Here is a 13651-nt window from a genome sequence, read left to right on the forward strand (position 1 = left end):
GGACTGTTGTCTGATATCTCTGACAGCTTACGCATCAGGTACCATTTTTATGGATAAACCAACATTTTTACTGGAGCAGGGGTCGGTAGCCAGTGATGGCTGTTATTGAGCACCCCTTTTTTGCTAAAAAGATGTTTTATGCAGAGCGTATCAAAAACTCTGATGCCCCGTGGCACATATACCATGTGCCGGATCGTACACACTAAACCTGTGAAGGTGCACCAGGCCGGTGCTGTTTTAAAGAACAAAAGCTCCTGACAAACACATTTTATTAAAGTTTGATAAGTGCGCTCATTTTTCAGCTATAAAAGTATAGAGGCAGCAATTTTACTGATTGCCTTTCTTGGTGTTACACCCATAGCCAAAAGCCAGCCGGGAACCTTAGATCAGGATTTTGGCACCCAGAGTGGCTATACGCTCACCAGCTTCTTTAATGGAGGTGTGGGCTATCATGGTATAGCCATTCAGTCAGACGGGAGAATAGTGGTGGCCGGCGATGAGCATAAGGGCAATAAAGCAGTTTTTGTCCTGGCCCGCTATAACAGCAATGGCGAACTGGATACTTCATTCGGCTCCGGCGGAAAAGTGTTTACAGATTTTGATGGTGGAAACGACCGGGCCAGGCCTGTGGCCATTCAGAACAATGGTAAAATAGTTGTGGCTGGCTATGCCTACAATGGCAGCAACTACGATTTTGCCCTTGCCCGCTACAACCAGGATGGAAAGCCTGATAATGGTTTTGGCGATCGGGGAAAGCTGGTAATTGCTTTCGGGGAAAGAAACGACTACGCCAGATCAATGGTACTACAGCCCGACGGTATGATACTGGTGGCTGGCGAGGTGTGGAAGGAAGAAAATGGCATTTCTTCGGATTTTGCCATTGCCCGTTACAAGAGCAATGGCAAACAACCGGATAAAGATTTTGGCTCTGACGGAATAGTAATCACTGATTTTGAGGGAGGGGATGATAAAGCCAGGGCAATGGCCGTTCAGCCTGATGGGAAGATTATAGTTGCCGGTCAGTCTTACGAAAGCGGTAAAGGATTTTTTTCTCTTGTTCGCTATAATACAAATGGCAGTCTGGATACCAGCTTTGGTAATCGTGGAGACGGAAAAGTGCTCACAGCGCTTGGTTCCGGCAATGCTTTAGGTATTTCTATGGTCCTGCAGCCCGATGGAAAGATCTTGCTAACAGGTGAAGCCTCCAACGGCAGCAACCAGGATTTTGCCCTTGCCCGCTACAACAGTAATGGCCTCTTGGATGCCTCATTTGGCTCTGGCGGAAAAGTACTGACTGATTTTGGCGGCAGTAATGACCAGGGCAGAACAGTAGTGCTGCAGGCAGGCGGAAAGATAATTGTGGCAGGCCAGGCCAAAAATGGAAGCAGAGAAGATGCCGCCCTTGCCCGCTATAACCCCGATGGCAGCCTGGACACCAGCTTCGGTGATCGGGGAGACGGGAAAGTAGTTGCAAACTTTGGCGGAGAAAATGAATCAGTAAATGCATCGGTTATTGTAGGCGAACAGCTGTTGCTTGCCGGGTATTCTGGTTCAGGTGTAGATACAGAAGAAGCACTGCTTGCGGCTTATCTTTTGGCAGAAGAGGAAGTTGAGGATGTGCTGCTGTCGGTAGTAGTAGAGAAAGATGCTGCAGAGGATGATAAAGATGGCTTTTTTGAGATATCAGTATCCAAAGCCCTGGCTACAGATGTTAGCCTTGGCTACAGCTTATCCGGAATAGCCCAAAGAGGCAGCGATTATAGTACAGAGCCGGAGGCAGATGAAGTAGTGCTGAAAGCAGGCAAAACCAGTATAAAGGTTAAAATATCGCCAAAGGCAGATTCAGAAGTAGAAGAAGAGGAAACAGTAGTGCTTGCCTTAGCAAATCCCACCATACAGGGTCTGGAACTGGACGAGGCAAAGAAATCCGCAACACTAAATATTACAGACGATGATGAGGAAATAGAAGAGGTGCTGCTTTCCGTTGCCAGGGGAAAAGATGCAGCCGAGCCGGCAGAGCACGGCCACTTTATCATCAGCGCCAGCCCAGCCCCGGCAGAAGATCTTACAATCGGCTTTGGGCTAAGCGGTACAGCTGTTACAGCTGACTACAGCACCACCCTGGCAAAACAGGAAGTAGTGCTGCCTGCAGGGCAGACCACTGTTCAGGTACCCATTCAGGTAATAGATGATGCAGAGGTAGAAGAGGAGGAAACAGTAATCCTGACGCTTAATACCCCAGACAAAGAAGGTGTACTAGTGGATGAATCAAACAAAACAGCTACTGTACAGATCACCGACAATGATGAGGAACCGGAGGATGTTTTTCTTTCAGTAACCAAAGACAAAGATGCTGCAGAAGATAATGTTAACGGAGAATTTATCATCAGCTTATCATCAGCGCTGGAAGAAGCTCTTACCATTGGCTATGGGATAACGGGCACTGCTACAGAAGGATCAGACTACAAAGCAGTTGGCGGGCAGGTAGTGCTGCCTGCTGGTCAGACCAGTGTAAAAGTAGCCATAGAGGTTGTGGCAGATCTGGATGTAGAGCCAGAAGAGACAGTGATTTTAACCCTCCAGGTACCAACAGTGGCAGGAGTAGTCCTGAATCCTGAAGAGGGTAAGCAGAATGCAAGCCTAAGTATTATTGATAATGATGAGGAAGTGGAAGATATTCTGCTTTCAGTAGCCAGCGGAAAAGATGCTACAGAGCCGGATGAGCACGGCTATTTCATCGTCAGTGCTACTGCTGCTCCCCGGGAAGACCTGCTTATCAGCATTAACCTGACAGGCACAGCTGTTGAAGGAGCGGACTATGAAACAGTAGGGCAGCAGGTAAGGCTGGAGGCGGGACAAACATCAGTACAGGTACCCGTTCAGGTAAAAGATGATGCAGAAGTAGAAGCAGTGGAAACAGTAGTGTTGGCGCTGCAGGCACCTGCTATAGCAGGAGTGGCTTTAGATCCTGATCAGAACAAGCAGCAGGCGAGCCTTTCCATTCAGGATAATGATGAAGAACCAGTGCCGGCAATTGTTTTATCTGTTGCAAAGGGAGCGGACGCTGCAGAGCCTGATCAGGCGGGGCAGTTCATCATCAGTGCCAGTGCTGCTCCCCGGGAAGATCTCTCCATCAGCTACACGTTTGCGGGTACAGCAACAGCAGGTCAGGATTACACTGCTCCTGCTGAGCAGGTTGTGTTGCCAGCAGGCCAGACCAGTATAAATGTACCCATAGCTGTAACAGATGACCAGGAAGTGGAAGAAGAGGAGACGGTAATCCTGGCACTGGAAGTACCAGCTGCAACAGGCATAGAACTGGATGAGACAAGAAAATCAGCTACCCTTACCATTACAGACAACGATGAAGAAATAGAAGAGGTGCTGCTTTCTGTGGCAGTCGTAAAAGATGCAGAGGAAGATAATAAAGATGGAGAGTTTGAAATCTCCCTTTCCAACACCTTGGCCGAAGACCTTACCATCAGCTACAGCATAGCGGGCACTGCTGCCGCAGGCACAGACTATGAAGCCCCGGAAGAGCAGCTGGTGCTGAAAGCAGGCAAGAAGAGCGAAAAGATCAAGATAAAAGTAGCAGCAGATACAGAGGTAGAAGAAGAGGAAACTGTAATTCTCACACTGCAGCCTTCTGGTGCAGCGGGTGTACTGCTGGATGAGGCAAAGAAAGAGGCAATACTAAAAATACTGGACAATGACGAGGAGCCGGTGGAAGTAGAACCTGCCTTGCTATCAGTAGTAGTAGATAAGGATGCCGCAGAAGATGATAAAGACGGAGCCTTTGCATTGCAGCTGTCTAAGGCTTTAGAAAATGACCTGGTTGTTACCTTCAGCATATCCGGTACAGCACAAAGGGGCAGCGACTATACAACAGCGCCTGAAGAAGACCAGGTGGTGCTCAAAGCAGGCAAGACCACTGAAAAGGTACAAGTAAAGATAATAGCAGATACAGAGGTAGAGGAAGCCGAAACAGTAGTACTGCGCCTGCAGGCTCCTGCCACAGCAGAAGCGGTGCTGGATGATGCAAAGCAGGAGGCAAGCCTGAAGATAGAGGATGACGATGAGGAAGTAGCAGAAGACATACTGCTGTCTGTTGCAGCTGCCCGCGATGCTGCAGAGCCGGATCAGGACGGACATTTTGTAATTAGTGCCTCCAGTGCGCCGGATAATGATCTGACAATTGGTTTTAACCTGTCGGGCACAGCCGGCACAGACGATTATAGCACCACCCTGGCAAAGCAGGAGGTAGTGCTGATGGCGGGGCAAACAACAGTTCAGGTGCCCGTTCAGGTAAAAGACGATGCAGAAGTGGAAGGTGAAGAAGGAGTGGTGCTGGGGTTGCTGGCGCCAACCATAAACGGTGTGGTACTTGATGAAAATGCAAAGACAGCTGCACTTAAAATCAAAGATAATGATGAAGAGGAGGAAGACCTGGCCCTGCTTTCTGTTAGAGTTGGAGAAGATGCAGCCGAGGATGCTGAAGATGGATACTTTCTCATCAGCAGCTCTCTTCCGCTTCTTATTGATGTTCCCCTTTATTATAGTATTTCTGGCACTGCCACGGCAGGTGCAGACTTTGATTCTCCAGGCCAGCAGGTAATACTTCCTGCAGGCCAGACCAGTGTAAGAGTACCCATAGCCGTACAGGCAGATACTGAAATAGAGGAAGCCGAAACGGTGATACTTACGCTGCAGTCGCCTTCGCTGCTGGGCCTGATGTTAGATGAAGCCGGGAAAGTAGCAACCATGATGATTGAGGACGATGACGAAGAGGTAGTAGAAGATGTGCTGCTGTCGGTAGTAGTGGAAAAAGAGGCGGCAGAAGATGATAAAGACGGCTTCTTTGAATTAGCAGTATCACAAGCACTGCCTGCTGATGTTACTATCAGTTACCAGCTCTCCGGCACTGCACAAAAAGGCAGCGACTACAGCACAGAGCCAGAGGCAGATGAGGTTGTGCTGAAAGCAGGCAAAACCAGTGTAAAGGTAAAGATATCGCCCAATGCAGATACAGAGGCAGAAGAGGAAGAAACAGTAGTACTTACCTTAGTACCCCCGGCTGTTGAAGGCCTGGTACTGGATGAATCAAGAAAATCAGCTAGCCTTGCCATCACAGATAATGATGATGAAGCAGTAGAGGAGGTGTTGCTTTCAGTAGCCATGGGTAAAGCTGCAGCAGAACCTGATGAGCACGGCTATTTTATCATCAACGCTACTGCTGCCCTTCAAGCAGACCTTCCAATCAGCATTAGTCTGTCAGGCACAGCAACGGAAGGGGCAGACTATGAAGCAACAGAACAGGTGGTGCTAATGGCGGGCCAGACTTCAGTGCAGGTGCCGGTTCAGGTAATAGATGATGCAGCGGTAGAAGAGGAGGAAACAGTAATTCTGACGCTGAATGCTCCCACAGGGGAAGGTGTAGCATTGGAAGAAACAGCAAAATCGGCTAGCCTCACCATTCAGGATGATGATGAAGAACCAGTGCCGGCAGTAGTACTATCAGTGGCAAAGGGAGCGGACGCTGCAGAGCCTGATCAGGAGGGGCAGTTCATCATCAGTGCCAGTGCTGCTCTCCAGGAAGATCTTACCATTGGCTACAGTATTTCAGGTACAGCAATAGCAGCCGAAGATTATACTGCTCCCGCAGAGCAGGTAGTGCTAAAGGCAGGGCAGACCAGCGTAAACGTAGCAATAACTGTTAGCGATGACGAGGAAATAGAAGAGGAAGAGACGGTAATCCTGGCGCTGGAAGTACCTGCTGCAACAGGCGTAGAACTGGATGAGACAAGAAAGTCAGCAAGCCTTGCCATAAAAGATAATGATGAAGAAGTAGAGCCAGCAGTACTATCTGTTGTAGTAACCAAAGATGCTGAAGAAGATAATAAAGACGGTGAGTTCGAGATCTCTCTGTCTGAGGCTTTGGCGGAAGACCTGCTCATCAGCTACAGCTTAACAGGCACTGCTGCCGCAGGTGCAGACTATGAAGCCCCGGAAGGACAATTGGTGCTGAAAGCCGGTAAAAAGAAAGAGAAAATCAAGATTAAGGTATTAGCAGATACTGAAGTAGAAGAAGAGGAAACAGTGATTCTTACACTGCAGCCTTCTGCTGTGGCAGGCGTAGTGCTGGATGAGGCTAAGCATGAGGCAACACTAATAATACTGGACAATGATGAGGAAGATGAAGAAGTAGCGGATGTACTGATTTCAGTAGAGGTTGCCACGCATGCAAACAGGGAGGACAAAGATGGAGAGTTTGAGATAAAAGCATCTAAGGCTTTGCCGGAGGATGTTACCATCAGCTATAGCTTTTCGGGAACAGCTACAAAAGGAGATGCCTACAGCACGGAGCCGGCAGGTGAACAGCTGGTACTAAAAGCGGGCAAAACCAGTGCAAAAGTAAAGGTTAAGAAACAGAAGAAAGTAGTAGACAGGCAAACGGTGGTGCTGCAACTCACAGCCCCAGCCCGTGAAGGTCTGGTGCTGGATCAGCAGAATGATTCGGCAACAATGGAGATCCAGAGCCAGGAGGAGGTAGAAGATGTGCTGCTTACTGTTTCAGTAGAAAAAGGTGCGGGAGAGGATAGCAAAGATGGCTTTTTTGAAATAGCAGTATCAAAAGCATTTTCAACCGATGTTACCATCAGCTACAGCTTATCCGGAACAGCACAAAGAGGTAGCGACTATACTACAGAGCCGGAAGTAGACCAGTTAGTGCTGAAAGCAGGCAAGACCAGCATAAAAGTTAAAATAAAGCCAGTAGCAGATGCAGAAGTAGAAGAGGAAGAAACTATAACCCTAACCCTGCAGGATCCTGCTGTGGCAGGACTGGCGCTAGATGAAGCCAGAAAAGCAGCAACAATGCAGGTTCAGGATAATGACGAAGAAGTGGAGGTGGAAGATGTGCTGCTTTCTGTTGTGGTGGATAAAGATGCTGCCGAAGATAATAAAGATGGCTTCTTTGAGCTCAAACTCTCAAAAGCCTTAGATACAGACCTTACCATAGCCTTTGCTCTTTCGGGTACAGCAACGGCAGGCACAGATTATGTTAATCCCGGAGAACAGCTGGTCCTGAAAGCAGGCAGGACCAGCGAAAAAATCAAAGTAGAGGTAAAAGCTGATGCAGCAGTGGAAGGCGATGAAACTGTAATTCTCAGCCTGCAGGCCCCGGCAACAGCAGGTGTTTTACTGGATGAAGCCAATAAAACCGCAAGCCTGAAGATCAGCGATAATGACGAAGAACGGGAGGAGGTAGAGCCGGCATTACTATCTGTTGCAGTTGCCAAAAATGCAGCAGAAGATAATAAAGACGGTGAGTTCGAGATCTCTCTGTCTGAGGCTTTCCCTGAAGATCTTGTTATTAGCTACAGCTTAGCCGGTACGGCTACTGCAGGGGCAGACTATGAAGCCCCGGAAGGCCAGGTAGTGCTTAAAGCCGGTAAAAAGAAGGAGAAAATAAAAGTAAAAGTGCTGGCAGATTCAGAAGTGGAGGGAGACGAAACAGTGGTTCTGGAGCTGGCAGCACCAGCAACGGCAGGTGTACTGCTGAATGAGGGAAAGAAAGCAGCTACCCTTACCATAGAAGATAACGATGAGGAGGAAGTACCGGTACAGGTGCTGCTATCTGTTGCTCTAGAGAAAAATGCTGCAGAAGATGGCAAAGATGGTTTCTTTGAAATATCCCTGTCGGAGGCACTCTCGGCCGACCTTACCATTAGCTACACCCTGTCTGGAAGCGCTACCCCTGGCGAAGACTATGAAGCGCCTGCCGGTCAGCTGATGATAGAAGCAGGCAAAACCAGCGAAAAAATAAAAATAGCTGTGCAGGCCGACGCAGAAGAGGAGGAGGATGAAACTGTAGTACTCACGCTTGATGCGCCCGCTACGGACGAAGTAATTCTGGATGAAACCAGAAAAGCAGCAACGCTTATCATTGAGGATAACGATGAAGAAGAGGAAGTGGAAGATGTGCTGCTTTCTGTTGTAAAAGCCAAAGATGCTGCCGAAGATAATAAAGATGGCGCCTTTACACTTAGACTGTCGGAAGCCCTGCCTGCAGACCTCAGCATTCGCTACAGCCTTTCGGGTACAGCAACCGCAGGAGCCGATTATGAAGCTGCCGGTGAAGAGGTAGTGCTGAAGGCCGGAGATAAGCAGGTAGAGGTAGCAATAACAGTAAAGGCAGATTCAGAAGTTGAAGGAGACGAGACTGTAGTGCTGGAGCTGGTAGCCCCCACCCAATCAGGGGTAATACTGGATGTAGCGAATAAATCAGCAAGCCTTAACATTAAGGATGATGATAAGGAGGAGGAAGCAGAGCCGGCCATACTTTCTGTATCAGTAGAAAAGAATGCAGCAGAAGATGATGAAGATGGTGCTTTTGAGGTGAAGCTTTCAAAAGCTTTGGCTACTGATCTTAGCATAGCCTACACCCTGTCGGGCACTGCTACGGCAGGTACAGATTTTGAATCTCCGGCTGCGCAACTGCTGATAAAAGCAGGCCAGACCAGCGCAAAACTAACCATCGCTGTTAAGGCAGATGAAGAAGCAGAGCAGGAGGAAACCGTAATATTAACCCTGCAGGCGCCTGCCGCAGAGGATGTGATCCTGGATGAAGCTGGTAAAGCAGCCACATTGAAGATACGCGATAACGATGAGGAGCAGGAAGTAGAACCAGCCTTACTTTCGGTTACAGTTGCTAAACACGCAGAAGAAGACAACCGGGAGGGTACTTTTCTTATCAGCAGCTCCATTGCCCTGCCTGTAGATGTTATCATTAGCTACAGCCTTGCAGGTAGTGCTACTGCAGATACAGACTATGTTTCGCCAGGCGGGCAGGTAGTGCTGAAGGCCGGCCAAACCAGTGTGGAAGTAGCAATAAAAGTAAAGGCAGATACAGAAGCTGAAGGAATCGAAACAGTGGTGCTAAGCCTGCAGACTCCTGTAGTAACAGGTTTGCTGCTGGATCAGAACAGGAAGGCTGCAACGATGAACCTCCTGGATAATGATGAGGAAGAAGTTGTCCCCGCTGTTCTTTCTGTTTCAGTAGATAGAGATGCGACAGAAGACGGTCAGGAGGGTGTATTTATGATTATGCTCTCAGAAGCCCTGGATACCGATCTCACCATCAGCTACAGCCTGTCTGGTACGGCCACTCCCGGGCTAGATTATGAATCTCCTGCCGGGCAGCTGGTACTGAAGGCCGGCAAAACCAGTGAAAAGGTAGTGGTTGCTGTAAAAGCTGATACAGAAGTAGAAGGAGATGAAACAGTTATACTAAGCTTGCAGACCTCTGCTACAGAAGGCGTGGTGTTACATGAAAGTGAAAAAGCTGCCACACTAAAGGTTTTTGATAATGATGAGGATGATGTAGAAGAGATCGTCTTTTTGTCGGTTGCCGTAGGTACGGATGCAGCAGAGGGTGCTGAAGCAGGCTATTTTGTTATCAGCAGTTCTGTTATGCTGCAAGAAGACCTAACCATTAGCTACAGCCTGGCAGGCACTGCAGCCGCTGGTGCAGACTATGTTTCGCCAGGCGGGGAGGTAGTTTTAAACAAGGGCCGCAAGAGTGTAAAGGTGGCGGTAGAAATACTTGACGATGAGGAGGTTGAGGAAGATGAGACAGTGGTCCTTAGCTTGCAGGCCCCTTCCATAGCAGGCGTGGCCCTGGATGAAGCGAAGAAATCGGCCAGCCTTACCATCAGGGATAATGACGAAGAAGAGGAGGTAGTACTAGCCCTGCTTTCTGTTGCTGTAGATAAAGATGCAGCAGAAGATGATAAAAGCGGTGCTTTTGTGCTTTCGCTGTCAAAAGCGCTGGATGCTGATCTTACCATCGGCTACAGCCTGTCGGGTACTGCTCAGAGAGGCAGCGACTACAATACCGATCCTGCAGCAGACCAGCTGGTGCTGAGCGCCGGGCAGACCAGCATAAAAGTAGCGGTAAATGTACTGGCAGATCTGGAGGTGGAAGCGGAAGAAACAGTGGTGCTAGAGCTAAACGCCGTTACAGCAGCAGGTGTGGTAATAGATGAAACCAGGCAGGTAGCAACCCTCACCATTACCGATAACGATGAGGAGGAGGTGGTGGAGCCGGTAGGTACCTATGCTGTATTGCCTACGCTTTTTACACCCAATGGCGACCAGATGAACGATGCTTTTGTGCTGCATGCCCGCAATCTGCGTGCCCTGCACTGGAGAATCTATAACCGCCATGGCAGGCTTATTTATGAAACCACAAGCATAGAAGATGCTACTGCAGTGGGCTGGGATGGTACGGTAAATGGCGAGCCGCAGCCAGAAGATTCCTATATCTGGATCTTAGTGTACCAGGAGAATGCTCCGGAGGCAGGCAGTACCAAATTAACAGGAAGTGTAACGCTAATACGATAGATATGCGATTATTTAAAGTTGCCCTTGTGGCAGTCGTATGCATGGTAGTTGTCACTACAGATCTGTTGGCGCAGTACACAACACCTATAAGCTTTTGGCTAAGCCCGCAGCTAACGGCTCCCACGGCTATGTCGGGTAACGATTACCAGCAGATAAGCGCCCACTACCAAAAGCTGGCCCTGGTGGGTAATATTGGTGCCCGCAGCATGGTTCTTAGCGGCCAGTTTCCGCTATACAGCAGGAACAACGTGCCCTTTGGCACGGCAGGTATCAATATTTTGCGGCAGGATAACGGCACCGCCTACCTGTTTTCCACAACCGGCGCAGTGCTTAGCTACAACTACACCGTAAGGTTCAGCAGCCAGCACCATCTTGTTGGTGGTGTGCAGGGCGGCTTTTTCTCCAGAAAAATAGACTGGAACAAAGCCACCACCAGGAACCAGTTTGCAGATGGACAGATCAACCCAAACCTGGATCATGGAGAAACCTTCCACGACTACCGGAGCCAGGCTTTTACAACCAATATTGGTTTAGCCTACTACCTGACAGATGCACGGGGGGAGCAGCGCTTTCATATAGGGGCAGGAATGATCAATGCAAACAAAGGCAGGTTTACCTACCTGGAAAACGACAACAGCCAGGCCGAACCTGTTAAATGGATGGTTTACTCGCAGCTTAGGCTGATCAGCAATCCTTTTTTTGAGCTGGCTACAAACATGTACTGGCAGCAGGAGAATAAATTCAACGACTTTGTAGGCGGGCTGCAGCTTAACAAAGGCATAAATCCAAGAAAAACAGTTTCTGAGGAGCACCTGGGGCTGGGGGTTTACTATTCCCCAGATCATTCGGCTACGCTGGCCATGCAGTTGCTGCGGCAAAACATGCTGCTGGGCCTTAGTTACAGTATGCCCTTTGGCGATAAAGATTTGTACGGGATACAAAGTGCGGCAGAAGTTACGCTGGGCTGGCGCCTGCAACGTTCAGGCAAAAAGGCTGCTTATTATGCCGGGGGTAACCGCAACCGGCTGCCTGCTTATGGTGGAGCTAAGCGAAGTTCATCAAAAAAGCTGGAAAACAGAACCCTCAATACAAAGTATAAGGTAAAGAGCAAGGCAGCCCGAGCCTTCAAAAGCAATGCAAGCAAAAAGGCAGATGCCCGCTCCCGTAAGTTTAACAGGAAAGTAGCATCCTATAAATCCAGGGCTAAAAAGGAGAGTCCGGCCTACAAGAACAAATCTGGATTGAAATCGCTGTTCTCTAAAAAGAATAAGTTCAAGTACAGGAAGGTAAAACGGCCCTCCTATAAAAAGAACAGGCCTAATAAATGGAAGCTTAAGCGAAGAGGCCTGCTGCGGATGAACAACCGCAGGAATTAATATTAAATTTTATCTAATGAATTGAAAACGTATTAATTAGCTTTCATTAAATTTAATATTAGCTTATTCTATGATATGCAATTGAATGGTAAGTATTATAATGCTTATAACAGCAGGGGAGAACTATAGCAGGTAATCTTCAGTATGTATACTGTAAGCTTTATTTTTCTTTGTTAGGCTGCTCCCGGCAACTTATCCAGCCTGAGCCTGATGTAAGCCCGGGAGGAGCAGCGTACTACTTTTCTTTTGCCTAACTGTCGTCAGGGGCAGTTTTATTTAAAATTTTATGCCAGTATTAAAGCAGAATGATGTTTACGCCGGCCGGTATATACTAGACCAGATCATTGGTGAGGGCGGCTTTTCGGAGGTGTGGAAGGCCAGGGACCTGATGGCCGATGATGCTGTAGTGGCAATTAAAATCTATGCGCCCAGTAAAGGGCTTGATGATTATGGTCTCCGTCAGTTCCGAAATGAATTTTCCATTACCTATAATTTATCTCACCCCCACCTGCTAAAGGTAAATCACTTTGATATAGCGGAAGGTTCGCCCTACCTGATCATGCCATACTGCCCCTATGGCTCTCTTACCAGTGAACTGGAGCAGGGCGGTACTTTCAGCGAACAGAAGGTAGCGCTGGTGATGTATCAGATAGGCTCGGCCCTGGAGGAAATACACAGCCAGGATCCCCCCATCATTCACCAGGATATTAAGCCGGATAACATCTTGCTGTTACATCCAAAGTCTTTTGTGCTGGCAGATTTTGGTGTCAGCAGCCGGTTCAGGCATACCCTGAGAAAAGCTACCTCAGACAGCACACAAACCCTCACCATTGCCTACGCACCCCCCGAGCGTTTTGATCGGCATCCTTCAGCGGACCCCTCCAGCGATATTTTTTCACTGGGCGTAACGCTGTATGAGATGTGTACAGATAAAGTGCCCTGGGAAGGCGCCGGAGGCCAGTGCCTGCTGAAAGGAGCGAGTGTGCCTGCACTTCCCCAGGGTTTCTCTCCTGAGCTTAATAAAATACTGGAGGCCTGCATGCAGGCTGACCGCAGTAAAAGGCCTACTGCTGCAGAAATCTCTGGATGGGGTAAGCATTTTCTGGAAACAGGCCAGTGGAACGTGCCAAAAAAGAAAAAAGGGGCGGAGCCTGCGAAAAAAAGCTATATTCCATTTATGGCTGCTGCAGTTGTAGTACTGCTTGTTGCAATGGGAGGCCTCTGGCTGTACATAGATTACAACAGTGTATCTGCCGCTAATACGAAAGAAGGAACAGCTGCTGCAGAAATGGCAAACAGTGCTGCTTCTTTGGGAGAAGGCAAGGCCGAAGACCCGGTAGCGGATAAACTGAAAACAATGGAAGCCCAGCTGGTAAAGGCTAACCAGCAGCTGCTGTTGCAGGACTCCCTAAACCAGGTACTGGCACAATATAAAGATGCACAGGTGGTAAAAGACCAGGCAGCCAGCAGCAGGGAAAATATGAGCGCCACTCAGCAAGGGGCAGCGCAGCAGGCCCGTGCTGTTTCTAAAGCAGAAAAGCTGCGGATTCAAAGCAGGGAGCTGCAGCGATACCTGAACCAGATTTCAGACCCGAAACATTCAAGAGAGCTGCGTTCCGGCTGGAAGCAGGAGGCACTCTCCCGTTTTGCAGATGGTTCTGTGCGGGTGCTCGACGAATCAGACGGAAGCTTGAAAGAGTACAGGGCCGCTGTGTTCCTGACGCTGCTGTTTACCTCTCCGCACCAGGTGGTGGTAAGAGAAATAAAGACAGATCAGCGAAATAAGGTTACGGAAGTGAGGCTTGCAAAACAACCTCTCAGCGCAAGCATGTAGTTTGTCTGCTTGTTAAATCTTATAGGGCTTTCGGTAA

3 protein-coding genes are annotated in these 13651 nt (G+C 48.7%); all 3 read left to right on the forward strand.

Features of this window, described 5'->3' with window-relative positions:
- Window positions 1-285 precede the first annotated feature (285 nt).
- The 3 genes from KWJ01_RS27315 (at window position 286) to KWJ01_RS27325 (ending at window position 13614) form a co-directional block, all read left to right on the forward strand.
- Window positions 286-10404, forward strand: coding sequence for a Calx-beta domain-containing protein (locus KWJ01_RS27315; RefSeq protein ID WP_225000314.1), 10119 nt, complete (start codon window positions 286-288; stop codon window positions 10402-10404).
- A gap of 2 nt (window positions 10405-10406) precedes the next feature.
- On the forward strand, window positions 10407-11780 hold the full coding sequence (locus tag KWJ01_RS27320) for a type IX secretion system membrane protein PorP/SprF (protein ID WP_225000315.1): 1374 nt from the start codon (window positions 10407-10409) through the stop codon (window positions 11778-11780).
- A 286-nt stretch (window positions 11781-12066) separates the two neighbouring features.
- Complete coding sequence (locus tag KWJ01_RS27325; protein WP_225000316.1) at window positions 12067-13614, forward strand: serine/threonine-protein kinase; 1548 nt, start codon at window positions 12067-12069, stop codon at window positions 13612-13614.
- The last annotated feature ends 37 nt before the right edge of the window (window positions 13615-13651 follow it).

It is taken from the genome of Cesiribacter sp. SM1, from assembly GCF_020178975.1.
Taxonomy (GTDB): domain Bacteria; phylum Bacteroidota; class Bacteroidia; order Cytophagales; family Cyclobacteriaceae; genus Cesiribacter.